This window comes from Klebsiella sp. C239 (genome assembly GCF_048822715.1).
Taxonomy (GTDB): Bacteria; Pseudomonadota; Gammaproteobacteria; order Enterobacterales; family Enterobacteriaceae; genus Klebsiella; species Klebsiella quasipneumoniae.
The window spans coordinates 327,974-353,763 of sequence record NZ_JBMEZK010000002.1; the positions used below are offsets into that span (position 1 = coordinate 327,974).

22 protein-coding genes and 1 pseudogene are annotated in these 25,790 nt (G+C 59.9%); 7 read left to right on the forward strand and 16 right to left on the reverse strand.

Features of this window, described 5'->3' with window-relative positions; all coding sequences use genetic code 11:
- Positions 1 to 92: 92 nt before the first annotated feature.
- From recC to rppH, 9 genes are all read right to left on the reverse strand, one after another.
- The gene (recC, locus tag ACOI6Z_RS06715) at positions 93 to 3,470 is read right to left on the reverse strand and encodes an exodeoxyribonuclease V subunit gamma (protein ID WP_065812373.1); all 3,378 of its coding nucleotides are present in this window, start codon (positions 3,468 to 3,470) and stop codon (positions 93 to 95) included.
- Between the two features lie 12 nt (positions 3,471 to 3,482).
- Positions 3,483 to 3,806, reverse strand: a complete 324-nt coding sequence (locus ACOI6Z_RS06720; protein ID WP_065812374.1) for a prepilin-type N-terminal cleavage/methylation domain-containing protein — start codon at positions 3,804 to 3,806, stop codon at positions 3,483 to 3,485.
- Positions 3,791 to 4,198, reverse strand: coding sequence for a DUF2509 family protein (locus tag ACOI6Z_RS06725; RefSeq protein WP_263063126.1), 408 nt, complete (start codon positions 4,196 to 4,198; stop codon positions 3,791 to 3,793). Before ACOI6Z_RS06725 ends, ACOI6Z_RS06720 begins: the two co-directional genes overlap by 16 nt.
- Positions 4,195 to 4,752 (reverse strand): prepilin peptidase-dependent protein, encoded by a 558-nt coding sequence (locus ACOI6Z_RS06730; protein WP_032453975.1) that lies wholly within the window; start codon positions 4,750 to 4,752, stop codon positions 4,195 to 4,197. Before ACOI6Z_RS06730 ends, ACOI6Z_RS06725 begins: the two co-directional genes overlap by 4 nt.
- Positions 4,749 to 5,300 carry a prepilin peptidase-dependent protein gene (locus tag ACOI6Z_RS06735; protein ID WP_065812387.1) on the reverse strand — a complete coding sequence of 184 codons (552 nt, stop codon included), beginning with the start codon at positions 5,298 to 5,300 and terminating at the stop codon, positions 4,749 to 4,751. Before ACOI6Z_RS06735 ends, ACOI6Z_RS06730 begins: the two co-directional genes overlap by 4 nt.
- A gap of 189 nt (positions 5,301 to 5,489) precedes the next feature.
- Positions 5,490 to 6,284 (reverse strand): thymidylate synthase, encoded by a 795-nt coding sequence (thyA, locus tag ACOI6Z_RS06740; protein WP_065812376.1) that lies wholly within the window; start codon positions 6,282 to 6,284, stop codon positions 5,490 to 5,492.
- 6 nt (positions 6,285 to 6,290) lie between these two features.
- The gene (gene lgt / locus ACOI6Z_RS06745; RefSeq protein WP_004205445.1) at positions 6,291 to 7,166 is read right to left on the reverse strand and encodes a prolipoprotein diacylglyceryl transferase; all 876 of its coding nucleotides are present in this window, start codon (positions 7,164 to 7,166) and stop codon (positions 6,291 to 6,293) included.
- 244 nt (positions 7,167 to 7,410) lie between these two features.
- Positions 7,411 to 9,657: a phosphoenolpyruvate--protein phosphotransferase gene (gene ptsP / locus ACOI6Z_RS06750; RefSeq protein ID WP_023290901.1), complete on the reverse strand. Its 2,247-nt coding sequence runs from the start codon at positions 9,655 to 9,657 to the stop codon at positions 7,411 to 7,413.
- Positions 9,658 to 9,669: 12 nt separating this feature from the next.
- Entirely contained in the window at positions 9,670 to 10,200 is a 531-nt protein-coding gene (gene rppH, locus ACOI6Z_RS06755) for an RNA pyrophosphohydrolase (protein WP_004205443.1), read from the reverse strand.
- Positions 10,201 to 10,653: 453 nt separating this feature from the next.
- Between rppH and ACOI6Z_RS06760 the strand changes: the two are divergent.
- The 5 genes and pseudogenes from ACOI6Z_RS06760 to ACOI6Z_RS06780 all read left to right on the forward strand — a co-directional run.
- A pseudogene (locus ACOI6Z_RS06760) lies at positions 10,654 to 10,794 on the forward strand (hypothetical protein); the annotation flags it as partial.
- Positions 10,795 to 10,882: 88 nt separating this feature from the next.
- Complete coding sequence (gene mutH, locus ACOI6Z_RS06765; protein ID WP_048298206.1) at positions 10,883 to 11,578, forward strand: DNA mismatch repair endonuclease MutH; 696 nt, start codon at positions 10,883 to 10,885, stop codon at positions 11,576 to 11,578.
- A gap of 63 nt (positions 11,579 to 11,641) precedes the next feature.
- Positions 11,642 to 12,355, forward strand: a complete 714-nt coding sequence (locus ACOI6Z_RS06770; RefSeq protein ID WP_023290903.1) for a TerC family protein — start codon at positions 11,642 to 11,644, stop codon at positions 12,353 to 12,355.
- A 123-nt stretch (positions 12,356 to 12,478) separates the two neighbouring features.
- Positions 12,479 to 12,697 (forward strand): YgdI/YgdR family lipoprotein, encoded by a 219-nt coding sequence (locus tag ACOI6Z_RS06775; protein ID WP_002915974.1) that lies wholly within the window; start codon positions 12,479 to 12,481, stop codon positions 12,695 to 12,697.
- Positions 12,698 to 12,918: 221 nt separating this feature from the next.
- Positions 12,919 to 13,959 (forward strand): NADP(H)-dependent aldo-keto reductase, encoded by a 1,041-nt coding sequence (locus tag ACOI6Z_RS06780; RefSeq protein WP_008806332.1) that lies wholly within the window; start codon positions 12,919 to 12,921, stop codon positions 13,957 to 13,959.
- A 198-nt stretch (positions 13,960 to 14,157) separates the two neighbouring features.
- Here ACOI6Z_RS06780 and lplT read toward each other — a convergent pair whose 3' ends face one another.
- Positions 14,158 to 15,351 (reverse strand): lysophospholipid transporter LplT, encoded by a 1,194-nt coding sequence (gene lplT, locus ACOI6Z_RS06785; RefSeq protein WP_023290904.1) that lies wholly within the window; start codon positions 15,349 to 15,351, stop codon positions 14,158 to 14,160.
- Positions 15,344 to 17,503: a bifunctional acyl-ACP--phospholipid O-acyltransferase/long-chain-fatty-acid--ACP ligase gene (gene aas, locus ACOI6Z_RS06790; protein ID WP_032453978.1), complete on the reverse strand. Its 2,160-nt coding sequence runs from the start codon at positions 17,501 to 17,503 to the stop codon at positions 15,344 to 15,346. Before aas ends, lplT begins: the two co-directional genes overlap by 8 nt.
- 620 nt (positions 17,504 to 18,123) lie before the next feature.
- Between aas and galR the strand changes: the two genes are divergently transcribed.
- Positions 18,124 to 19,140, forward strand: coding sequence for an HTH-type transcriptional regulator GalR (gene galR / locus ACOI6Z_RS06795; RefSeq protein ID WP_002915981.1), 1,017 nt, complete (start codon positions 18,124 to 18,126; stop codon positions 19,138 to 19,140).
- Here galR and ACOI6Z_RS06800 read toward each other — a convergent pair.
- From ACOI6Z_RS06800 to ACOI6Z_RS06815, 4 genes are all read right to left on the reverse strand, one after another.
- The gene (locus tag ACOI6Z_RS06800; RefSeq protein ID WP_065812378.1) at positions 19,101 to 19,580 is read right to left on the reverse strand and encodes a GNAT family N-acetyltransferase; all 480 of its coding nucleotides are present in this window, start codon (positions 19,578 to 19,580) and stop codon (positions 19,101 to 19,103) included. The genes galR and ACOI6Z_RS06800 overlap by 40 nt on opposite strands.
- Positions 19,577 to 20,350 carry a GntR family transcriptional regulator gene (locus ACOI6Z_RS06805; protein ID WP_004205433.1) on the reverse strand — a complete coding sequence of 258 codons (774 nt, stop codon included), beginning with the start codon at positions 20,348 to 20,350 and terminating at the stop codon, positions 19,577 to 19,579. Before ACOI6Z_RS06805 ends, ACOI6Z_RS06800 begins: the two co-directional genes overlap by 4 nt.
- Positions 20,351 to 20,417: 67 nt before the next feature.
- Complete coding sequence (locus ACOI6Z_RS06810) at positions 20,418 to 21,845, reverse strand: glycoside hydrolase family 1 protein (protein ID WP_420687102.1); 1,428 nt, start codon at positions 21,843 to 21,845, stop codon at positions 20,418 to 20,420.
- A 7-nt stretch (positions 21,846 to 21,852) separates the two neighbouring features.
- Positions 21,853 to 23,190, reverse strand: a complete 1,338-nt coding sequence (locus tag ACOI6Z_RS06815; protein WP_050533523.1) for a PTS sugar transporter subunit IIC — start codon at positions 23,188 to 23,190, stop codon at positions 21,853 to 21,855.
- Positions 23,191 to 23,489: 299 nt separating this feature from the next.
- On the opposite strand from ACOI6Z_RS06815, the gene ACOI6Z_RS06820 reads away from it, so the two are divergent.
- Positions 23,490 to 24,491, forward strand: coding sequence for a LacI family DNA-binding transcriptional regulator (locus ACOI6Z_RS06820; RefSeq protein ID WP_004229436.1), 1,002 nt, complete (start codon positions 23,490 to 23,492; stop codon positions 24,489 to 24,491).
- On the opposite strand, the gene lysA is transcribed toward ACOI6Z_RS06820, so the two are convergent.
- Complete coding sequence (lysA, locus tag ACOI6Z_RS06825) at positions 24,484 to 25,746, reverse strand: diaminopimelate decarboxylase (RefSeq protein WP_023290909.1); 1,263 nt, start codon at positions 25,744 to 25,746, stop codon at positions 24,484 to 24,486. The genes ACOI6Z_RS06820 and lysA overlap by 8 nt on opposite strands.
- Between the last annotated feature and the right edge of the window lie 44 nt (positions 25,747 to 25,790).

A 25,790-nucleotide genomic window follows, 5' to 3' on the forward strand; every position in this document is an offset into this window, starting at 1 on the left:
GCTGCACGGCGTGCAGCCTTTTATGTCCATCAGTCCGTGATACGTTGCGCATAATAAATGAACCGCCATTCACTGCGCAATTTTTATACTATTTAAATTTGTGTGGACTGATGGTAACGATATAGCGGTAACAGATAACGCTGCGTCTGGGCAATGATTTCTTCGTAATGCGCCGGCTCCAGCGAACGCCACAGGCGTTGATACCAGATATCGGCGCCCTCCCCGCTGACCACCATGTTACCTTCGTAGGTCTGCAGGAATTTGCTCCGCGCTTTCTGCTGCGTCTCTTCGTCCATTACGATGACATCCTTTTCGGCGTCATAACAGGCTTTCAGCCAGGCGCCACCGCTTTCCGGCAGCAGCAGCAGCGGCTGCGACATCCCCAGCAAATAGCCATCCACCAGCTCATTAAGGTACGCCTGCGCCTCGGCGGGCGCCAGCGGCGGAAAACGCCACTCTCCCTCTTTACGCACAAACAGCCGGCTCTCGCCGGTGCCGCCGCTGGCACAGTAGACAAGGTGTTCCAGCCAAAGTTGCATTCCCTGGGAGACGCTCAGCAGCGAAGGCCGCCAGCGCAGCAGCCCGTCCGGCTGCACCTGCTGCAGCCAGCCGGTCAGATTAACGCCGCCGCACTGGAGATCGATCTCCATGCTCTGCGCCTGCTGGCGCTCGGCTTTCACCCGCTCGGCCAGAGCCTGCATCTCCAGATGCTGCGTCTCCCACACCAGCTCGCCAAAGGCGCCATACGGCAGCTCGCCGGCGGCGCGGAAGCGGCGGAACATGGCCGAGGCGTCCTGTTCCTCGATAAGGGTATTGAGCAGTTGCTGGTTCAGTTGATAACGGCTCAGCCCTTCCAGGGTGAAGGGCTCGTCATCGGGAATATCATCCTCTTCCGCACGGAAATTGACCCGCAGACGCTGCTGAAAGAACGCGCGAACCGGGTGCTGCCAGAAGCGCAGGAGCTGCTCGAACGGCAGGCTGTCTATCGGCGGCGGGGTAAGCGGTTGAATGAAGTCGCTATGCGCCTCACCCTGCTGGCCGGCGGCAGCCAGCCATTCCCGGGCGTAGCTCTTGTTCTCGTCCTCCTGGAAATTGGCGATGTCGAACGGCATGCGGGTATGCAGGTGAGTGATGTGGGCTTTAACCCGCGCCTCGCTGGTGTCGCAATCAAGCTCCTCGTCGCCGGCGAGACAGTGGCTCTGGCCGATGTAATCCACCAGCTCCTGCACCAGCACCGAGGGAAAGCGCTCGCTGTTGTCCTGGATAGAACGGCCGATGTAGCTGATATACAGCGTCTGTTCGGCGGACATCAGCGCCTCAAGGAACAGGTAGCGGTCATCATCGCGCCGGCTGCGGTCGCCGCGCTGCGGCTTCTGGCTCATTAAATCAAAGCCCAGCGGCGGCAGCGTTCGCGGATAAACCCCATCGTTCATCCCCAGCAGGCAAACCACTTTGAAAGGAATAGAGCGCATCGGCATCAGGGTGCAGATGTTGACCGGGCCGGCGAGAAAGCGCTGGCTGATCCGTTGTTGATCGAGGCGCTGGGCCAGCTCATCGCGCAGCAGCGTCAACGGCACCTGGTCGCCATACTGCGCCTCCAGACCGCTATCAATCACCGCCAGCCACTGCTGCTCAATCAGCGCCAGCGCCGCTTCGGTCTCGCTGTCCGGCAGGAAAAAGTCATTCAGCAGATCGCGACAGACCGGCAGCCACTCCGCCAGCGGCCGCTGTTGGGCGAGACCGCGTCGCCACAGGTTAAGCTGCATCAGCAGCGATGCGAGGTTACCTACCAGCTCGGCGATCAAACCGCTGGATTCGTCATAGGGCAGCACCGACTGCCATTCGCCCTCCCGGCTGTCCATCGCGTAGCCCAGCAGCATGCGGGTAAGGCCGAACCGCCAGGTGTGCTGGCCGGTCGCCGGCAGGTCAAGCTCACGGACGTTGTCGTCATCCATTCCCCAGCGGACCCCGGACTCGTTGACCCACTGGCGCAGGTAGCGCAGCCCCTCTTCGTTGATGTTAAAGCGCGCCGCCAGCACCGGCACGTCCAGCAGCGCCAGCACATCTTCGCTGGCGAAGCGGCTGTCGGGCAGCGAGAGCAGCGTGATAAACGCCTGTAGCACCGGGTGCGACTCCCGGGCGCGGCGGTCGGAGATCGCCCACGGCAGCCAGCGGTCGCCGCTGGCGGCGCCAAACACCGCCTGTATATAGGGGCTGTAGCTATCGATATCCGCCACCATGACGATGATATCCCGCGGCGTGAGCGTCGGATCCGCCTCCAGCATCGCCAGCAGCCGATCGTGCAGAACCTCCACCTCACGCTGCGGACTGTGGCAGACGTGAATGCTCAGGCTGCGGTCATCCTGCGCCAGCGGACGTTTGTCGCGACTGTGAGCGAACGCCTCTGCGCTCTGCCCGGCCACCGCCGCGTTACGCAGTTCGAGGATATCCGACTGCAGGTTATGCAACAGGTTATCAGGAACGATATCGACAAAGGCGTCCAGCTCCTCATAGCGCTCCAGCCCCGCCAGCAGGTAGATATAGTCGCGTCCCAGCTTGCCCCAGGAGGCGAGCAGCGGGTTGCCGACATCCTGCTCCCCGGCGTCATTAAACAGCCCTGGCGCCTGCCCGGCGTCGCGGAACAGGGGCAGCGCGCGCGCCTCGCGGTGATGGCGTCGCTGACGCGACAGTAGCTTCGCCAGAAACGCCGGATCTTTAATATCTCCCCAGTAGTAGCGGCAGGGGTTGGTGAACAGCACATAGACATCGACATGCTTACCCAGCGCCTGCAGCGCCTGCAGGTAGACCGGCGGCAGCGCGGAAATTCCACAAATAAAGACGCGCGACGGCAGCCCGGCGGGAGGTTCATCTGCCTTTTCCAGGGCGCTGATAAAGCGCTGATAGAGATTGGCGCGGTGCCACTGCGGCTGACCGAGCTCGGCGGTATAGCGCACCAGCGCTTTCCACAGCGGCGCCTGCCACTGCTGGGCGTCGCCGAGGCCGTCAACCCGCTGGTCGGCCTCCCAGCGCATCAGCCATTCCGGGCGATAGACCAGATACTGGTCATAGAGGTCCGCTACCCGGGCGGCCAGCTGAAACAGCTTGCGTTTGTCGCCGTCATCGCTCAGATACTGGCGCAGCAGGATAAAATCGTCTTCTTCCAGGTGCTGCGGCAGGAGAGTCATCAGCTTCCAGCTCATGCTCGGCTTGCTGAAGGCGCTTTCGCCAGGGATATCTTTCAGGACGCGCACGAACATATCCCAGATAAAGCTCGCCGGCAGCGGAAACTCGATGTTGGCGGCAATTCCGAAGCGCGAGGCCAGGGTCATCTGCAGCCACTGCGCCATACCGGTACTCTGCACCAGCACCATTTCAGCCTGAAAAGGGTCATCCAGCCGCTGGCGCTCGACGATAAACTCCATCAACGCCTCGAGAACATCCAGCCGGTTTGAGTGGTATACCCTTAACATAATTGCTCCTGACTACTGGCTGACCGGGCAATGCAGCCGGGTCATCTGCGCCCGCTTTGCAACGGGCATACTGATCGTTACCGTGATGCTGACACATCTTTGCGTCGATGTCTGCATACGGCTTACCTGCTCGCCTGCCGGCGGAGGCGGCGCGGAGAGCTGGCTATAGCGCCAGGCGTTGCGCCATAGCTGACGCGTCTGGTTCAGCTGGTGGACCCCTTGCGCCATTCCGCGCTGATAGCCGCCCAGCGCGGCGACCGTCAGCACCATCAGCGCCATCGCCAGCACGGTCTCCGGCAGGCTAAAACCCCGCTGGCGCTTCATGGCATTTGACATAAGCTCACCTCCCTGAGCGGGCAAAAATCGCTCCAGCCATGGGCGGAGAAACGCACCTGCCCGCCGCGCACCTCGCCGGACTGCCAGACCTGCACCTCGCCGCTGGCGCTGCTGAGCAGCAGCGAACCGTCGTCGAAGATGCGCAGACAGGCGCGCCAGCCCTGCTGCGCCTGCTCGCGGCAGGCCAGCGGCGCCTGTGTCGACCAGGCCTGCTGTTTTCCCCACTGTAGCGCCGAATGGGCCACAGCCGTATCGCGGATCGCCTGCGTTTCGCTGGCGGCTTGCGCCAGCAGCGCCCGCTGCTGCAGGTTAAGCCCCTCAAGCAGCAGGCTACCGAGAGTCAGCAACAGGAGCACCATCAGCAGCGACGACATTCCACGCTGGCGGATCACAGGTTATACCCCGTCACCCGCTGCTCCACCTCGGCCGCCAGACCCGCCTGCCGGGCAGAGCGCGCCGCCAGCGTCACGATCAGCTCCGGCGCGAAGCCCTCGGTCAGCAGACGCTGCGCCGCAAAGCGCGTCACCACGATAGCGGCCGGATTGGTGATTTTCTCCCATCCGCTGCCGCGGCAGTCGCTGGCTCCGCGCAAAGTCTCCAGCGCGCCGTCGCGCAGGCGAAAGCCGGTGCTCTCCGCCGCTGCCGCAGGGGAGGTTTCCCATGTCCCATTGCTGTTCGCGTCCCAGCGCACAATCAGGCACTCGCCGTCGGCGGCAAGCTCCAGTCCGGCTCCGCCGCACGCTCCCCGGCAGTATCCGGCGCGCTGCAGATGTTTACCCACGGCATGCACCCGCTGCCACAGTTCGTTCTCCAGGGCCAGCTGTTCGCCCTGGCGCAGAATATGGCGCTGCAGGGCGGGTAGAAAGCGGCAGGCGCCAATCAGCAGCAGCGAGCCTATCGCCATGGCGATAAGCGCCTCCGCAAGGGAAAATCCGCGGCGGCTCACTGGCACCCTCCCGCGCTGTCGCTGGGGCATAAACGAATCCGCCCCCAGTGTGAAATCACAATGCTCCAGCTGCCGGCCTCGCTCTGCAGCCGCAGATTCCCCGCCCAGGCGGTGCTGCGCAGGCCGTAGAATCCCAGGCCAGGCGTGACGCCTGCCAGCGAGATCCCCGGCCAGCGCGGGCGCAGCGTTAAGGTCGACCCGGAGGCGCACGCCGGCGCCTCCCCCTGCGCACTCAGGCACCAGCCCTCTTCATCCTGGCCGACGCGAAGCACGCGGTCCCGGTTGTAGGCGTTGGCGTCATCGCGCAGGAAGACCAGGAAATCCCGCACCTGGACGGCGGTTTGCCACAGTCGTTGCTGCTGCTGCCAGCGCTGCCAGCCGTACAGGCCGCCGACGCTGAGGATCATCATTAACGTCAGCGTCAACAGGGTTTCCATCAGGGTATAGCCATGTTCTCTGTTCATGGCGCAGAGTATGCCGCGGCGGTTAGCCCTGGCGCGACGACGGAAAATAGCTTTCCCGGCCAGACACGCAAAAAAGGTTTGTATGATCAACAGCAGAACATTTTTTTGCGAGCCTCTTTCCAACATTCCCGCCCACAACCGCCTGTGGCCAGGGGGCGGGATGAAGCGTTCCTATCCTAATGGCGACGAGGGCTGCCACCCCATTCAGGTGGTGAAAACGGCATAAAAAAACCGGCGTCATCGGACGCCGGTTGGTCATATCTGCAGAGGGGGTTAAATCGCCACTGGCGCTTTGATTCCCGGGTGCGGATCGTAACCTTCAATCTCGAAGTCTTCAAAGCGGTAGTCGAAGATCGACGCGGGCTTGCGTTTGATGACCAGCTTCGGCAACGGACGCGGTTCGCGGCTCAGCTGCAGATTGGTCTGCTCGAGATGGTTGCTGTACAGATGGGTATCGCCACCGGTCCAGACGAAATCGCCGACCTGCAGATCGCACTGCTGCGCCACCATATGCACCAGCAGCGCGTAGCTGGCGATGTTGAACGGCAGGCCGAGGAAGACGTCGCAGGAGCGCTGATACAGCTGGCAGGAGAGCTTGCCGTCGGCGACATAGAACTGGAAGAAGGCGTGGCACGGCGCCAGGGCCATCTTATCCAGCTCGCCGACGTTCCACGCCGAAACGATGATCCGGCGGGAGTCCGGGTCGTTTTTCAGCTGGTCCATCACCGTGCTGATCTGGTCGATATGACGACCGTCCGGCGCAGGCCAGGAACGCCACTGTTTGCCGTAAACCGGCCCCAGGTCGCCATTTTCATCTGCCCACTCGTCCCAGATGGTGACGTTGTTGTCGTGCAGATAGGCGATGTTGGTGTCACCCTGCAGGAACCACAGCAGTTCAAGGATGATGGAGCGTAAATGACAGCGCTTGGTGGTCACCAGCGGGAAGCCTTCCTGCAGGTTAAAACGCATCTGATGGCCGAAAATAGAGATCGTGCCAGTGCCGGTGCGGTCATTTTTTGGCGTGCCCTCGGCGAGCACTTTCTGCATCAAATCAAGATACTGTTTCATGGTTCCTCAAGAATTCAGTTGCTGCGGACGGTGGCGGTAAGCCCAAACCATCATGATGATACCCGCAAGCACCATCGGGATCGAAAGAATCTGCCCCATGCTGATGTACTGCACCCAGCCGCCGGTGAACTGGGCGTCGGGCTGGCGGAAGAATTCCACGATAATGCGGAACAGGCCGTAGCCAATCAGGAACAGGCCGGAAACGGAACCGGTCGGGCGCGGTTTACGGATAAACAGGTTCAGGATCAGGAACAGCACCACGCCTTCCAGCGCCAGCTCATACAGCTGCGACGCGTGGCGCGGCAGCGCGCCATAGGTATCAAACAGCGATTGCCATTCCGGGTGGGTCGGCAGCAGCGCCAGGTCTTCGGCACGGGAGCCCGGGAAAATCATCGTGTAGTGGAAGCTCGGGTCCACGCGGCCCCACAGCTCGCCGTTGATAAAGTTGCCCAGACGCCCGGCGCCAAGGCCAAACGGGATCAGCGGCGCGATAAAATCGGAGACCTGGAAGAAGGTCCGTTTGGTGCGTCTGGCGAAGATAATCATCACTAGGATCACGCCGATCAGGCCGCCGTGGAACGACATGCCGCCGTCCCAGACGCGGAACAGATACAACGGATCGGCAAGAAAGACCGGCAGGTTGTAGAACAGCACGTAGCCGATACGGCCGCCCAGGAAGACGCCGAGGAAGCCCGCGTAAAGCAGGTTTTCCACTTCATTTTTCGTCCAGCCGCTGCCCGGACGATTCGCCCGACGGGTGGCCAGCCACATCGCAAAGACAAAGCCCACCAGGTACATTAAACCGTACCAGTGGAGGGAGACCGGGCCTAGAGAAAAAATGACCGGATCGAACTCCGGAAAATGCAGGTAGCCACTATTCATCTGTCACCATAAAGACTTGTTATTCCGCCGAAAGTGGACAGCGGTGATGATCCATGCCCGATTAAAACGGGCACGCCGAAGGAGGCGAATCATAGCATAAGCCAGGTGTGCGATCCGCGCCGGCGTGTAAAAGATATGTATACGGATGCTAACAGAATGCCGTTTTCCCGGTGGTATCCTATTTTGCAGGAGGGTGCGAACAGAGGATTCCCGGGTTACGGCTTACGCCTCACCCGGGCTACCGCTACCGCCCGCCGCGGATCAGGCCGCCGAGACCGCGCCGCTCCATAAAGGCCGCCACCTGATGGCGCACCTCGGCGGTCATCTGGGCTTCGAGGCTGCGACGCGACAGCTCCTGCGCCTCTTCGATATCGATGCGGCGCAGCAGATATTTCACCCTCGCCACCGAGCGGCCGTTCATCGACAGATGGCGATAACCGAGACCGATGAGGATCGTCACGCACATCGGGTCGCCTGCCATCTCGCCGCACAGTCGCAGATCGATGCCAAAGCGCTCCGCGTCATGGGCGATCATCGCCAGCGCCCGCAATACCGCAGGATGCAGGCTGTCATACATGCTGGCGACCCGGGTATTGTTACGGTCGACGGCCAGCAAGTACTGGGTCAGGTCGTTCGTGCCTACCGAGATAAAATCGATCCGGCTGGCCAGCTGCGGCAGCATAAAGACCATCGACGGCACCTCCAGCATCACCCCCAGACGCGGACGCGGGATGGCGTAGCCGATCATCTCTTCCACTTCCCGGCTGGCGCGATCGATCAGCCGACGGGCCTCATCGACCTCTTCCAGACTGGTCACCATCGGCAGCAAAATGCTGAGGTTGCCGGTGGCGGCGTTGGCGCGCAGCATCGCCCGCACCTGGATCAAAAAGATCTCCGGCTGATCGAGGGTGATGCGGATCCCGCGCCAGCCAAGGCACGGATTCTCTTCACTGATCGGCATGTACGGCAGCTGTTTATCCGCGCCGATGTCCAGAGTACGCAGGGTCACCGGTTTGCTGTTAAACATCTGCAGCATGCCCTGATACTGGGCGACCTGCTCCTCTTCTGAGGGGAAGCCGCTCTGCAGCATAAAAGGAATTTCGGTACGGTACAGACCAATACCGTCAACAAAGCTGCCGAGCTTCTCTTCGTGCTCCGGGCTTAAGCCGGCGTTGAGCATGACTTTCACCCGTTCGCCGCTTTTCAGCTCCGATGCGCGCTGGAGATCGTCCTCCGCCAGGCGGCTGAGCTCGTTCTCTTCGCTGATAAGCCGCTGATATTCCTGCAACAGAACAGGTTCAGGATCCACCAGCAGCTCACCGCGATAGCCATCGACAATCAGCGTATGGCCATGCAGCAGCGAGGGCTGAATATCGGCGCCCATCACCGTTGGGATGCCAAGGGCCCGCACCATAATGGCGGCATGGGAGTTGGCAGCGCCATCGCGCACCACCACGCCGGCCAGACGATCCTGCGGCACCTCGGCGAGGGTGGTGGCCGACAGCTCGTCCGCCACGAGGATAATGCGCGCCGGCCAGGTGTTAGGTCCCTGAATACTGTCGTCGAGATGGAACAGCAGACGCTGACCCAGCGTGCGCAGGTCGCCGGCCCGCTCTTTTAGATAGCCGTCGCTCAGCGCGGCAAACTGTTCGGCGAACTTCTCGATGATCTTTTTGACCGCCCACTCGGCGACGGCGCCTTTGTCGACTTCGGCAAAGAGCTCGCGACGCAGGCGGGCGTCGGAGAGCAGGTGCGAGTAGAGATCGAAGATCGCCGCCGTCTCTTTTTGCGCGCCGGCGGCGTAGCGTTTGCTGTAGCGACGAAACTCGTTGGCCGCTTCTTCCAGCGCGCCGGTCAGGCGTTCACGTTCCGAGGCGGTGTCCAGCGTCGAGGCTTCATACACCTGCTCCATCAGCGGCAGGCTGACGTCCATCCAGCCCTCGGCGATCGCCACCCCGGAAGAGGCCGGCAGAGCGCGAATGCGCGTCTGACGATACTGACCGAACAGGGCGTTCAGCTGGGACTGGGAGAGGATCGCCGCCATCTGGGTGGCGAGGGTGACGAGGAAAGACTCTTCGCTTTCATCAAACTGGCGCAGCTCACGCTGCTGGACCACCAGCACGCCCAACAGCTGGCGGCGCTGGATGATCGGCACGCCAAGGAAGGCGCGGAAGCGGTCCTCTTTGACGGCGGGAATATACTTGAAGCTGGGGTGTTTTTGCGCATCGGCGAGGTTGATGGGCTCCGCCAGGCGGCCAACCAGCCCCACCAGGCCTTCATCGAACGCCAGCGCAACGGTGCGCCCGCGAGGTTTTTTTAACCCGCGGGTAGCCATCAGGTAATAGCAGCGTCGATCATTGTCAGCCAGGTAAACCGAGCAGACTTCCGTCTCCATCGCCTGGCAGACATCCGTCACCAGAATATCCAGCGCCTCGTTTAAACGCGGCGCACTCGCGACCTTCTCGACTATTTCTCGCAACCGAGTGAGCATAATGTGCGTGGCTTAACCTCTTTTACGTCGATAAGCAGGCGCGCTTTGCGGCTTAGGTGCGCTCTCCGCCAGCGACATAGTGACGCTGGCGAACTCTTTCATCACCCGGCGGTAGACGTCGCGTTTGAACGACACCACCTGACGCACCGGGTACCAGTAACTCACCCAGCGCCAGCCATCAAATTCAGGTGTGCTGCTGGTTTGCATATTGATGTCCGCGTCGTTACCGATCAACTGCAAAAGAAACCACTTTTGTTTCTGGCCGATACAAACCGGCTTTGTGTCCCAACGCACCAAACGTTTAGGCAACTTGTAACGCAGCCAGTTACGGGTTGAGGCAAGGATCCGCACATCTTTACGGCTTAACCCGACCTCTTCAAACAATTCCCGATACATCGCCTGCTCTGCGGATTCTCCTGGATTTATGCCCCCTTGCGGGAACTGCCACGAGTGCTGACCATAGCGTCGGGCCCACATGACCTGGCCCTGACGATTACAGATTACAATACCGACATTTGGGCGGTAGCCATCGTCATCAATCACCGGACTACCTCAAGATAAGCTTCAATGTGAATGATTGTTTCACACTCGTCGGAAACGGTAAACCACTCTGTTCGCACACTGAGAACGGATAACATTTGAATAACTCACAGTAATTGCCAGAGTTATAAACAGCGAAAGCGCCCGACATCCGATTTTATTCACTTTTTCTGTGGATAGAGTTGTGAAGAAGTACGGAATTAACCCGGGAAAACCCGGAGTAATCTGAACGTCGCACTGCTAGCACCTTATAATAATGATAGCATATTCATTACGTTAGAATATATTCCTTTCACTTATTACAGCGTAACGTGACGATCATCACACATGCGATCCGCCGACTGATGAAAGATCGAGCAATGTCGATTTTATCCACAGATTACGCGCAGGTCGCGGGCATATTTTCTCTAAAAATTCGATTTTCGTCGCACGTCAAGGCTGTAAATCGAACCAGTAGTGGGGCTTTTCCCCAGTTATCCCACTTTTCTGTGGATAACATGGTGTAAGATCCTGTTTATTGTCAGTGACCAGTTCTGGAAAACCTGTTTTCATGGTTTTCACCTGCCGCGTAACGACCTTAAAAAATCATATAAATCATGGGATTGGTATAGTTACTCAGAAAACGATAAACTCTATCCACAACGCGCAAAATTAGCGCTCATTTTTTAACCAAAGGTGTCGCCCTATGCCCGCTATCGCTCCGCTCTCCTCTCCGCCGCAAAGTCAGGAACAGCTGTTGGCCCAGGCCCGCCAGCTGGCCGGCTATACGCTGGGTGAGCTGGCGGCGCTGGCCGGGATCCCCATTCCCCGCGATCTGAAACGTGATAAAGGCTGGACGGGCATCCTGCTGGAGCTGTGGCTGGGGGCCAGCGCGGGCAGTAAACCCGAGCAGGATTTCGCCGCGCTGGGGGTGGAGCTCAAAACGATCCCTATCGACAGCCGGGGCCGTCCGCTGGAGACCACTTTTGTCTGCGTCGCCCCGTTAACTGGCAATAGCGGCGTCACCTGGGAGAGCAGCCATGTGCGGCATAAGCTGCAGCGAGTCCTGTGGATCCCTGTGGAGGGAGAGCGCGCCATTCCTCTGGCGGCGCGGCGCGTCGGCGCACCGCTGCTGTGGAGTCCGGACGAAGAAGAGGAGCGCCAGCTGCGCATGGACTGGGAAGAGCTGATGGATCTTATTGTCCTCGGTGAGGTGGAGCGCATTACCGCCCGCCACGGCGAGGTGCTACAGCTAAGACCGAAAGCGGCCAACAGCAAGGCGTTGACCGAAGCCATCGGTGCCCGCGGGGAGACGATCCTCACGCTGCCGCGCGGCTTCTACCTGAAAAAGAATTTTACCGCCGCCCTGCTCGCCCGCCATTTCTTGTTACAACACGATTAATTTTTTGTTCTGCGTTGGGGCTTGCATATAATTGCTGCTTTCTATTTTGCAGGACTTTGAACAATGTTATTTGCATGGATAACCGATCCTAACGCCTGGCTGGCGCTGGGCACCTTGACGCTGCTGGAGATCGTGCTCGGGATCGATAATATTATTTTTCTCTCTCTGGTTGTGGCCAAGCTCCCCACCGCCCAGCGCGCCCACGCGCGACGGATCGGTTTAATGGGGGCGATGGTCATGCGCCTGGCGCTGCTGGCCTCTATCGCCTGGGTCGTTAAGCTGACCAACCCGCTCTTTACCGTCCTCGGTCAGGAGATTTCGTTTCGCGATCTGATCTTGCTGTTTGGCGGACTGTTCCTTATCTGGAAAGCCAGTAAAGAGATCCATGAATCTATCGAAGGCGAAGAGGAGGGGCTGAAAACTAACGTTCACTCCTTCCTCGGCGCCATCGTGCAGATCATGCTGCTGGACATCATCTTTAGCCTCGACTCGGTGATCACCGCCGTCGGCCTGTCGGATCATCTGTTTATTATGATGGCGGCGGTTGTGATTGCGGTGGGGGTCATGATGTTCGCCGCGCGACCTATCGGCGATTTTGTTGACCGTCATCCGTCGGTGAAAATGCTGGCGCTGTCGTTTCTGATCCTCGTCGGCTTTACCCTGATGCTGGAAAGTTTCGACGTCCATGTGCCGAAGGGATACATCTACTTCGCGATGTTCTTCTCTATTGCGGTGGAGAGTCTTAACCTGCTGCGCAATAAGAAAAACCCGCTGTAAACCACAAAATTGCAGCCTGGTCACAGGCTGCAACCCTTTTTCAGACTTTACTGCTTTTTATGTCTCACAAATCAGGCTATTAATAGACAGGTATGGGGTGCAGCTACTCAAGAGGTGATGACGATGAAAAAATGGGCAGTCTTGATTTCCGCCGTAGGACTGGCGTTCTCGGTTTCCGGTTGCAGCAGCGATTACGTCATGGCGACCAAAGATGGGCGAATGATCCTGACCGACGGTAAACCCACCGTGGATGACGATACCGGTCTTATCAGCTACGAAGATCAGCAGGGTAATAAAATGCAGATCAATCGTGACGACGTTTCACAAATCATTAAGCGTTAATTTTTCCCCGTCGGCCCCAGCCTCTGTTGACGCTGCGCTTACCGACAACCAGTCTTCTGAGAAGAGTCGGGACACACCAGGACACCGCGGGTTTCACCCACCGCTCCTCCTCGTCACCCGGCTTTTTTGATTTTTTTACTTCCTCTTTTTCTCACCCTCTGCCATGTTGATACTCCTTTGTCGGGGAATGCCTGACCTTATAAATAAAAAGGAAGCTGGCTATGCAGTATCACCGTATCCCACACAGTTCACTTGAAATCAGCACCCTCGGGCTGGGAACCATGACCTTTGGCGAGCAGAACAGCGAGGCCGATGCCCATCAGCAGCTCGACTATGCGGTCGCCAACGGCATCAATCTGATCGATGTCGCTGAAATGTACCCTGTCCCGCCGCGCCCGGAAACTCAGGGGCTGACCGAAACCTACGTCGGCAACTGGCTGGCGAAACGCGGCAATCGCGAAAAGCTGGTGCTCGCCTCGAAGGTCAGCGGGCCGGCGCGTAATAACGACAGCAGTATTCGACCAAACCACGTCCTGGACCGGAAAAATATCCGCGAGGCGCTGCACGCCAGTCTGAAGCGTCTGCAGACCGATTATCTCGACCTGTATCAGGTACACTGGCCGCAGCGCCCCACCAACTGCTTTGGCAAGCTGGGCTACACCTGGGCCGACGCCGCCCCCGCGGTGACCCTGCTGGATACCCTCGAGGCGCTGACCGAGTTCCAGCGCGCCGGCAAGATCCGCTACATCGGCGTGTCGAACGAAACCGCCTTCGGCGTGATGCGTTATCTGCACCTGGCGGATAAGCACGACCTGCCGCGGATCGTGACCATTCAGAACCCCTACAGCCTGCTGAACCGCAGCTTTGAAGTCGGCCTGGCGGAAGTGAGCCAGTTCGAAGGCGTGGAGCTGCTGGCTTACTCCTGCCTGGCTTTCGGCACCCTGACCGGGAAGTACCTCAACGGCGCGAAGCCGGCGGGGGCGCGCAATACGCTGTTCAGCCGCTTTACGCGCTACAGCAGCGAGCAGTCGCAGAAAGCGGTGGCGGCGTATGTGGATATCGCCAAACGCCACGGCCTCGATCCGGCGCAAATGGCGCTGGCCTTTGTGCGTCGGCAGCCGTTTGTCGCCAGCACCCTGCTGGGGGCGACGACCATGGCGCAGCTGCAGGCCAACGTGGAAAGTTTACAGCTTGAACTGAGCGAAGAGGTATTAGCGGAGATTGAAGCGGTGCATCAGGTTTATACCTACCCGGCTCCGTAGCATGACCTGTCGACGCCGGCTTCTGGCGTCGCGTTGTTGCCCGGTGGCGGCTACGCCTTACCGGGCCTTCGCTACCCAGGTCGGGTAGCCGCCTCAGCAGCCGCGGTAGCCCGGGTCAGGCGTAAGCCGCAACCCGGGGTTTCCCTCTGCCCGCGCGCCTGGCAGGGGTTACGATTTCGAGTCAACCGCGACGAGAAGTTATTTACGCCGCCCCCAGACCCACAGCGCGGCGATGGCCACGGCAAACACCGCGCCAAAACCTATCCCCACGGCGACCGGCGGAACGCCCACGCTCACCGCCAGGGAATAGAGCCCCAGCATCAGCAGCATCGCCACGTTTTCGCCCAGGTTCTGTACCGCAATCGCGTTACCCGCCCCGACCGAGTGTTTCCCGCGCTCCTGCAGCAGCGCATTCAGCGGCACGATAAAGAAGCCGCCGAACACCCCGAGCAGCAGTAGCAGTCCGAACGCCGGCAGCAGCGACTGCTGCACCGCAAACGCCATTACCGCAATACCGATCAATATCCCGGCCGGCATACAGCGCGACACCGTCTCCAGAGTCACCAGCTTCGCCGCCGCCCCGGCCCCCAGCACAATCCCCACCGCCACCATCGCATTAAGATAGGTGGGCATGGCGTTGCTGGTAATGCCCAGCGCTACCGGCACCCAGATCACCAGCAGGAAGCGCAGGGTCACGCCAGCGCCCCAGAACAGGCTGGTGCCCATCAGCGAAAAGCGGGTTTCGCCGTTGCGCCACAGCGTGCGGCAGGCGCTGAAGAAGCTGTGCGTCATCGGCTTAAAACGCCATGACTGCCCCGGACGCGCCGCCGGCAGCCTGGGTATCCACAGGTTAGCCACCACCGCCCCGCCGTAGACCAGCGCGCAGACGATCAGCGCCGCCAGCACGTGCCAGTCGGCGAGGATCCCGCCGGCCATGGAGCCCAGCAGGATCGCCGCGATGGTCGAGGACTCCATCAGTCCGTTAGCCTTCACTAACTTATCGCCGGTGGTCAGTTCGCCGAGAATGCCATACTTGGCCGGCGAATAGGCGGCGGCGCCAATCCCCACCAGCGTATAGCCGATAAACGGATTAACGCCGAAGCAGATGCAGCCGGCGCCGAGCAGCTTCAGGCCGTTGGCCACCATCATCACCCGGCCTTTGGCAAAGCTGTCGGCGAACTGGCCGACAAAGGGGGCAAACAGGATGTAAGCGCCCACAAACAACATCTGCAGGACCGGCTGGCTCCACTCCGGATAATAAAGCTGCTTCATCAGCGCCAGGGTGGCGAAGAGAAGCGCATTGTCGCCGAAGGCCGACAGGAACTGGGCGCAGATCACCGCCATCATCCCTTTCGAATACAGCGAAGGGTTAGTATGCACTGACTCACTCATGGGTTGTTTCCGCCTCGTCGACCATGTTTTTCAGGGTGACATAGTCTGGCTTGCCGCTGCCCAGCACCGGCAGCTGTTTCAGCCAGCGTATATCGCGCGGCACCGCCAGCTCCGGTACGCCGTGCTGGCGAGCGTAGCGCAGCAGGGCTTCGCGAGTCAGTTCATTATCGGTGGTAAACAGCACCAGCGCCTCGCCTTTGCTGGCGTCCTGTTTAATCGCCGTGGCGTGCATTTTGTCCGGCGATGCGCCGAGGGCCACCTGCTCCACCATCTCAAGAGAGATCATTTCGCCAGCGATTTTGGCGAAGCGCTTCGCGCGGCCCTGGATGCGGACATAGCCCTGCTCATCGAAAGTCACGATATCGCCGGTGTCATACCAACCCGCTTCCTTTTCGCCGTGCTGATTTTCCGCCGTCGGCGCTTCCAGCACCCCGGGATTTTCCACCCGCAGGTAGCCTTTCATAATGTTCGGCCCTTTCAGCTGCAGCCGCCCCCCTTGCTCAATGCCAGGCATCGCCAGCAGGCGGGCGTCCATCCCCGGCAGGATACGCCCCACGGTGCCGACCTTCGCCGCCATCGGCACGTTGATCGAGACCACCGGGGCGCACTCGGTCACGCCATAGCCTTCGAGAATGCGCAGGCCGAATTTATCCTGCCACAGCTGTTTGGTGCTCTCCTGCAGCTTCTCCGCCCCGGCGACCACATAGCGCAGACGATAGAAATCATAGGGGTTAGCGAAGCGGGCATAGTTGGCGAGGAAGGTCGAGGTGCCGAACAGCACTGTGCAGTTGCGATCGTAGACCAGCTCCGGCACCACGCGATAGTGCAGCGGGCTGGGATAGAGAAACACCTCCGCACCGGTAAGCAGCGGCGTCAGCAGACCGACGGTGAGGCCAAAGGAGTGGAACAGCGGCAGCGCCGACATAAAGCGGTCATTAGCGGTAAAGTCGGCAATGGTTTTGATCTGCTCGACGTTGGCCAGCAGACTTTTATGGCTGTGCACCACCCCTTTCGGATTGCCCTCCGAGCCGGAGGTGAAGAGGATCATCGCCGCGTCTTCCGGCTGCTGCTTAACCTGCGCCAGACGCGGCGCCAGCAGATGGCCGAAAATCCACAGTTTGTCCGCAGGGGTGATATCGCCTTTGAGATCTTCCAGGAACACCCAGCGCACCTGAGTCAGTTGCTCCGGCAGGTGCCAGAGCTTGCCTTTATCAAGGAAGGTGCGCGAGGTAAAAATGGTGTTGAGTTCCGCGGCGGCGATGGCGCTGCTGAGCCCTTTCACCCCGGCGGTATAGTTCATCATCGCCGGAATGCGCCCGCGGGCGATCGCGCCGAAAATCACCGCCGCGCTGATGCCGGCGTTGGGCAGCATCAGGCCGATCTTCTCGCCCCGCTGGCTGTATTTTTCCAGAATGCGGGCGACAAACAGGGTTTTGGTCAGCAGCTTGCGATAGGTATCCGGCTGGAAGTTGATATCCTCCACGCAGGGTTTGCGCGCGCCGAAGCGGTCCTGCGCCGCCAGCAGCGACTCATACAGGGTTTCCCGCGGACGCACCGCCATCCGGGCTTCCATCATGATCTGATGCAGCATTTCTCCGGCGATTTTGCGCCGGTCGCGGGCGCGCGGCGCCTCAGGCATCGGCAGATGGGTGGGCGGCAGCAGATGCAGCTGAATACGCGGGAACAGGCGACGTTTCACCAGCCCCTTCAGTCGGCTGAAGGGCGTCAATTCAGCGCCTTCAATGCGCAGCGGCACGATGGTCGCCTGCGATTTGGCGGCGACAAAGGCGGCGCCGTCATAAATTTTCATCAGCGAGCCGCTGACCGAAATTCGCCCTTCCGGGAAGATGACCACCGGCCGCCCCTGTTCAATCAGGCGCACCAGATGTTTGATCGACATCGGTTTGGTCGGGTCCAGCGGCACAAAATCGATAATCGGCGTCAGCGCGCGCATAAACCAGCGCTGGCTGATTGAGGTATAGACGGCAAAAACCGGTCGGACCGGCAAAAACAGCGCCAGCAGAATGCCGTCGAGGAACGAGACGTGGTTCGGGGTAATTAAGACTTTTTGCTGGTGCAAAGCCTGCGTGTCGCCGGTCAGTCTGACCCGGTATAACCCCTTGAACAGCAGTCTGAAAAATCCCAAAAGCATAACAACTCCATGTGACCGGTGATGAGTCAAAGCAGGTTACACGAGAAGGCGTGGGAAAGCAGTGCAGCGGGGGGATTTTCAGAATAAAAAAAACCTGCGCATCCGCGCAGGCTGGTGTAAGACGTCCAGTACGAAGAGCGTACCTGAGAAACTCACCTATCAATACCTCTGGGATCTCGATTGTCGCGTTTTTCGCCCGCTTCGGGCCAGCGGGAAAACGCAAGGGAGTGAGCCTAAGTGCAACCAGTTATTACGATTTTCGCTATCTGTAACAACGCCGGCGACGGGCAAAAAAAAACCTGCGCATCTGCGCAGGCTGGTGTAAGTAAAGTGGTCAACATGACGTTGACTCCACCTATCAATACCTCTGGGATAGCCAGAATATCAACCTGCTCGGCGGACAAACCAGCGAACATTCGCAACAGCGCATCGCAAAGTGTAAGCAAAGGTTTGTATTTCCCCGAGCCGGTTTCAATTACTGATAGCGTCAATGTAAACAGGTCACTGATAAGCCCGCTCTGAATCACATTTGCGCCATTCCTTCGCCGCCGCGCCTTGAATCTGCCGCTCTTTCCCGTAACATAGCAGTATGTAAACGCTTACCCTATAAAAGGCATGGTATGGCGACAATTAAGGATGTAGCCCGACTCGCAGGAGTCTCCGTCGCTACCGTCTCCCGCGTCATCAACAACTCTCCCAAAGCCAGCGAAGCCTCGCGTCAGTCCGTGGGCGCGGCGATGGAAACCCTCAACTATCATCCCAACGCGAACGCCCGGGCGCTGGCCCAGCAGTCCACAGAAACCGTCGGCCTGGTGGTGGGCGATGTCTCCGACCCCTTCTTCGGCGCGATGGTCAAAGCCGTCGAACAGGTGGCCTATCGCACCGGCAACTTTTTGCTGATTGGCAATGGCTACCACAACGTGCAGAAGGAGCGCCAGGCGATAGAGCAGCTGATCCGTCACCGCTGCGCGGCGCTGGTGGTGCATGCCAAAATGATCCCCGATGAGGAACTCGCCGGGCTGATGAAGCAGATCCCCGGCATGGTGCTGATCAACCGCATCCTGCCCGGATATGAAACGCGCTGCGTGGCGCTGGACGATCGCTACGGCGCCTGGCTGGCGACCCGCCATCTGATCCAGCAGGGGCACACGCGTATCGGCTACCTGTGCTCAAACCACGATATCTCTGATGCGGAAGATCGCCTGCAGGGGTACTACGCGGCGCTGGAGGAGAGCGGCCTGCCGTGCAACGACCGGCTGGTCACGTTCGCCGAGCCGGATGAAAGCGGCGGCGAACAGGCGATGACCGAACTGCTTGGCCGCGGCCGCCACTTTAGCGCCGTCGCCTGCTATAACGACTCGATGGCCGCCGGCGCGATGGGGGTGCTGAACGACAACGGCATCGACGTCCCGCGGGAAATTTCGCTGATCGGCTTCGACGATGTCCTGATTTCGCGCTATGTTCGCCCGCGGCTGACCACCGTCCGCTACCCGATCGTCACGATGGCGACCCAGGCGGCCGAGCTGGCCTTAGCCCTGGCGGAGCAGCGCCCGGCGCCGGAGATCACCCACCTGTTCAGCCCGACGCTGGTGCGCCGTCATTCGGTGGTGGCCCCGCAGGAAGGCGATAAGTCGTAGCGATAGAGATGCACGGCGGTGGCCGGGTAATCCAGCCCCTCGCCGATGTAGCACCAGCCGAAGCGTTCATAAAAATCGCGGCAGGCGGAGTAGAGATAAAGCTCCCGATAGCCCGCGCGGCGGGCATAATCGATCACATGCCGCTGCAGCTGTCCGGCCAGCCCCTGACCGCGAGCGGCGGGCGCGACGTACAGCGCCGCCAGCCAGGGAAACAGATCCTGGCGGCTGATCAAATCGCAGCGCCAGAGGCCAATCGTTCCCAGCAGTTGCTCCCCTTCCACGGCAATAAAGGTCAGCGGCAGCGCCTCCGCCGTCTGGCTATGCTGCACAATGCTGGCGAAAAACTCCCGCGGCAGCGCCTCGCCGCCAAAGGCCTGCCACAGCCAGTCGGTCACCTCCCGGGCGAACTGCGGCGCGGCGTACAGCGGCAGGATCGTCATACCAGCTTCCCCTGAAAAATCGGCACCGAGTCGAACAGATAGCCGTCAAAGTCCGGGGCGTCTTCATCGGACAGCTCCAGCAGACTGTTTTTAACGTTTTCCAGATGCTGCCACATCGCCTGCCAGGCGCCCATCACATCGCGACGCCGCAGCGCGGCAAGCAGGGTCTGCCGGTCGCCGAGCCACTTCAGCCTCCAGGCGCGGCTGGCAATATGCACATTAAACTGCTGCCACAGCGGGCTGCTGTCCATCTGCAGCCAGATCCGCTCCACCGTCGCTAACAGCATCTGGTTCTGCGTCGCCCCGGCCAGCACCAGATGGAACAGACGAGCGTTATCCTGGGCGGTGTCGTTGAGGGCGATTGCCCGCTGCTCCTGCTCGATAATCCGCTTCAGATTATCGATATCGGCGCGGGTGGCCATTTTCGCGGCAAAGGCGGCGATATTGCTCTCCAGCAGCTGGCGCGCCTGGAGAATTTCAAACGGACCAACGTCGCTGCTGAGCAGTTGCTCTTCTTCGCTGTCGTTTTCGTGCGGGATACGCATGACGTACACCCCGGATCCCTGACGGATATCCACCGTCCCCTGCAGCTCCAGCATCAGCAGCGCTTCGCGCACGATGGTCCGGCTGACGCCATAGGTTTCGGCAATATGGCGTTCCGGCGGCAAACGCGACCCGACCGGGTAGCGCCCCTGCGCGATCTGGGCGCGCAGGTCATCACCAATCTCCTGATAGGGCTTCTTTTCCGGCGGAATTATCGCTTTTTCCACAAAATCACCTGTGCGTTACATGCCTGCGAGTCAAACACGGCGCTATCTTAGCAAATATTGCCCCCGGCTAGCGGTATTCATCATCGATATCCAGCACCAGTTCACGCCGTTCGCCGAGCTGACGAAACCAGTGCGCCGAGGCTTTGGGTCGCCGGGCGCGATGGTTTTGCAGATCGATTTCGATAAGCCCGTAGCGGTTTTTAAAGGCGTTCATCGGCGACACGTTGTCGGTAAACGCCCACAGCATATAGCCCTGGCAGTTGGCCCCTGCCTCGCGGGCACGCAGGGTGTGCCACAGATGTTCGCTGATAAAACGAATGCGATAGCTGTCGTCAATGGCGCCTTCGCGGTTACGGAACTGGCCTTCGTTTTCCACCCCCATCCCGCTCTCCGCCACGAACCAGGGAATGTTGCGATAGTCATTTTTTATCCGCATCGCCATATCAAAGATGATTTGCGGGTAGATTTCCCAGCCGCGGGAGGCATTCATCCGCCGGCCGGGCAGCTCAAACGGCTCATAATACCAGGCCGGATGGAACGGGGTATGCGGATGCCAGGCCCGCGACGGGGCTTTGACCCGGTGCGGATAGTAAAGGTTAATCCCCAGCTCATCGAGGGTGTGCTCGCGGATAATCGCCAGATCCTCCGCGCTGGCCTCCCACGTCACCTGATGCTGCTCAAGCAGCGCGAGAAGCGCCGGCGGCCAGACCCCGTGCACCAGCGGGTCGAGAAACATACGGTTGTAGAACAGATCGTAGATCTCCGCCGCGCGCAGGTCATGCGGGGCGCGGGAGCGCGGGTAGGTCACCTCCGGATTGAGGATGCAGCCGACGGTCCCGGGATAGCCTAGCTCGCGAAATCGCTTCACGACGCAAGCGGTCGCCAGCACCTTATGGTAGTTCCACTGCATCCAGGTGCTGGTGTTCTGCTCATAGGGCCAGCGCAGGGCATCAAGATAGACCCGGGTCTGCACCACGATCGGCTCATTAAAGGTAAACCAGCGGGTCACCTTCGGGTGGTAGCGGGCAAAAACCTGCTCCGCGTAGCGCACAAACAGCTCGACCACCGTTTTCGACCCCCAGCCGCCATACTTTTCCAGCAGATAGCCCGGTAATTCGTAATGCTCAAGGCAGATCATCGGCGTGATGCCGTTGGCCAGCAGCGCATCGAACAGCTGGTCGTAATAGGCCGCATACTCCTCATCCACCGTGACGTTTTCATAGTCGGTCAGAAAGCGCGACCAGTTGATCGAAGTGCGGTAGTGGGTCAGCCCGGCCAGCTTCATCAGCTGCACATCTTCCTGAAAGCGGTTGATAAAATCGGTAGCCACCGCCGGGCCATAGCCGTTATGCCAGACGTGACGGTCGTTTTTGTACCAGAGATCGGGCCAGGAGTCCTGCCCCGGTTTTTTCCCGCTCCAGCCCTCGGTCTGCCAGGCGGAAGCCGCCGCGCCAAGGATAAAATCATCGGGAATAGTCATCCGTACGGTAGTCATAGGCTCCTCAGACAGGGTTGGCGGTCTGTTGATTGTCTGCCTGACGCTGCGCGGCATCGGCGCGGCGGGAGGCGATTTTGACGAAAGGCAGATAGATAAGCACCGCGGCCACGATGCAGATCAGCTGGGTGACCACCGCCCCCATCGAGCCGGCGGTGGAGAGCCAGGCGTTGATCAGCGGCGGCGTGGTCCAGGGCACCATCACCACCGCCTTGCCGGCGAAGCCGGTCAGGGTGGCGAAATAGCCGATGCTGCCGGTCACCAGCGGGGTGATGATAAACGGGATGGCGAGGATCGGGTTGAGCATGATCGGCATCCCGAAGATCACCGGCTCGTTAATATTGAACAGCCCCGGGCCTATCGACAGCTTGGCGATCTCTTTCATCTCTTTGCGCCTGGTGGCGATCATCACCGCAATCAGCAGGCCGATGGTCAGCCCCGAGCCGCCGATGCTCATGTAGACGTCCCAGAAGGGCATGGTGATGATGTTCGGTACCTCTTTTCCCTGCTCAAAAGCGCTCATATTGACGGTGATCGCCCCCAGCAGCAGCGGCTCGCGGATCGGCTTGATCATCTGGTTGCCGTGAATACCGATCACCCAGAACAGCTGGGCGACGAACATCAGCAGCAGGATACCCGGCAGGCTCTGCACCACCCGCTCCAGCGGCTGCTGTACCACCTGGTAGACCGCATCGTAGAGATACATTCCCGTCAGCTGGTGGAAGAGAAAACCCAAGGTGGCGATCGCGGTGGTGGTGATGATCGCCGGGATCAGCGCGGAAAAAGAGGCTGAAACGTTCGGCGGCACGGTATCCGGCATCTTGATCTTCAGTCCCTTGCGCCCCTCCAGCCAGCAGTAAATCTCGACCGACAGAATAGCGATGAACATCCCGAGGAACAGGCTGCGGGTGTCGGAGAACTGACGCAGCAGGACATCTTTCACCACGTGCATCTGGCCATCGACCATCATCTCCACCGTGGTCGGCGTGACGCAGATAAAACAGATCACCGCCAACAGGCCGGGAAACAGGCTTTTGATGCCGTTGATCCGCCCCAGCTCAATGCCGATCAGAAACACGGCGCCGATATTGAGGAAGTTGAGCGTGGCGTAGTTCAGCGCGCTGGTGATCGGCTTCAGCGCAGCGAGAAAGGAGAGCGAGGAAAAGCTGGCGAGCCCATTCTTTGGATCCAGCACCATATTGGAGATCAGTACCGAAAAGGCCCCGACGATGATCACCGGCATCAGGGTAATAAACGCCGATTTGATCGCCATAATGTAGCGATAGCTGTTGAATGTCGTCGCGAAACGCCCCAGCGCGTCGATCAGTTTGTCCTGTAATGCCATAAAAGAGTACCTCAGAGTAAAGGGCTTATTGCGGCCAGGTGGACAGCCAGAGACTTTTGGCATACCAAAACATAGTTGCCAGGTAAAAATTGTTCTGTGACAGCGCTCGCAACCCGCTTCGTGGTATCCCAAATATCGATAATAAATGCTATTGGCATACCAGATAGCGCCGGTTGGTCAGTTCCTGCTAAAAGCGTGATCGCGATGGTTTTTCCGCCCCGCCCCGTCGATATGTCCCTTTTCGGTCTGTGATAAACTGCGCCTTACCACGTGAAATCAGGAATCGATGAATGGCTACAATGCTGGATGTCTCAATTCGCGCAGGCGTCTCGAAAGCGACGGTTTCCCGCGTGTTGAACGGCACAGGTCAGGTGAAAGAGAGCACCCGCCAACAGGTCTTTAAAGCGATGGAAGAGCTGGGCTATCGGCCGAATTTCCTTGCCCGCTCGCTGGCCAATCAGACCAGCAACAGTATCGGGCTGGTCGTCTCCACCTTTGACGGCTTCTACTTTGGCCGTCTGCTGCAGCAGGCGTCACGCCAGACCGAAGCCTGGGGAAAACAGCTTATCGTCACCGACGGCCATGATACGCCGGAGCGCGAAGAGGAAGCGGTGCAGATGCTCGCCGACCGGCAGTGCGATGCGATCATCCTCTATACCCGGCATATGAGCGAAAAGGCGATCATGTCGCTGATTAACTCGATCGCCATGCCGCTGGTGGTGATTAACCGTGATGTGGCGCAGGCCCGCGAACGCTGCGTGTTCTTCGAACAGCAGGAAGCTGCCTTCCAGGCCGTGGAGTATCTGATTACCCAGGGGCACCGCGATATCGCCTGCATCACCGTCCCGATGCACACCCCCACCGGCCAGGCGCGCCTGCAGGGCTATCGCAACGCGCTGATAAAACATGGTATTGAGTGGGATCCGAGCCGGGTGAAATACGGGGACTCGACGATGACCCGCGGCTACGAGCTGTGCCGGGAACTGCTGGACGAGAAAGCCCGCTTCAGCGCGCTGTTTTCCTGTAACGATGATATGGCGCTGGGGGCGTCTAAGGCGCTGCATCAGGCGGGGCTGCGTATTCCGCAGGATGTGTCGCTGTTTGGCTTCGACGATGCGCCAAGCGCGAAATGGCTGGAGCCGGGGCTGTCGACGGTCTATCTGCCGATCGACAACATGATCACCACGGCTATCGATCAGGCGATCAAGCTTGCTAACCAGCAGCCGATCGAAACGATCCCGCCGTTCACCGGCACGCTGGTATTGCGTGAGTCGGTGACGACGGGACCTTTTTTTAAATAAGCTCTAAGGCCAGCAGCTCCTGGATGGTCTGGCGACGGCGGATCAGCCGCGCCTTGCCGCCATCAAACAGCACCTCCGGCAGCAGCGGACGGCTGTTATAGTTGGATGACATCGAAGCCCCGTAGGCGCCAGTGTCATGGAGCACCAGATAATCCCCTGGGGCCACCGCCGGCAGCAGACGGGTCTCGACTTTCCCCCCTTCCTGCTGGGTAAAGACGTCCCCGGACTCGCACAGCGGCCCGGCCACCACGGTCTCCACCTGCGGCGCGGCGCTGAGATCGCGGCCATCCGCCGCCAGAGCGGTGATATGATGATAGCTGCCGTACATTGCCGGGCGCATCAGGTCGTTAAAGCCAGCGTCAATCAGCACGAAGTGGCGGCTGCCCATCTCTTTCACGCTGCGCACCTGCGACACCAGCACGCCGGACTCGGCCACCAGGAAGCGTCCGGGTTCAATCTCCAGTTTCACCGGGTGACCCAGATGGGTGGCAATCTGCTCCCGGGCGCGGTTCCACAGGCCATAATAGTGAGCGGTGTCGATGGCCTCTTCGCCCTCGCGGTAAGGAATAGACAGGCCGCCGCCGGCGGAGATGGCCTGCAGATCCTGACCAAAGTCGACAACCTGGCGCACCATCGCGCCGCACACCTGCTCCAGGTGACCATAGTCGACGCCAGAGCCGATATGCATATGGATCCCCACCAGCTGCAGCTGATAGCGACGCATCACTTCCAGCGCCGCCGGCAGGTGGCTGTACCAGATGCCATGCTTGCTGTTCTCACCGCCGGTATTGGTTTTCTGGCTGTGGCCGTGGCCAAAGCCCGGGTTGACGCGCAGCCAGACGCGATGGCCCGGCGACACTTCACCCAGTTGGCTCAGCATGTCGATCGAGCCGGCGTTCACCGGGATCTGTAACGCCTTGACGCGATCGAGGGTGGCCTCGTCGATCAGATCGGCGGTGAAGACAATATCCTCTGGATTCTGCTGCGGATCGTAGCCCGCCGCCAGCGCACGCTCGATCTCCCCCAGCGACACCGAGTCCACCTTCACCCCCTGCTCGCGCATCAGACGCAGAATATGGATGTTAGAGCAGGCTTTTTGCGCAAAACGCACCACATCAAACTGGCTGAGCTGGGCAATCTGGCGGCGAATAATCTGCGCATCATAGACCCAGACCGGGCAGCCAAATTCCGCCGGCAGGCGCAGCAGATTGTCCGCGGTCAGATCGGTATCGGTGGCGTAAAGCGAGTGTGGCATAAGAACTCCGGTGTAGTGCGTGTGTTGGTCGCTGTTTTTTCTGA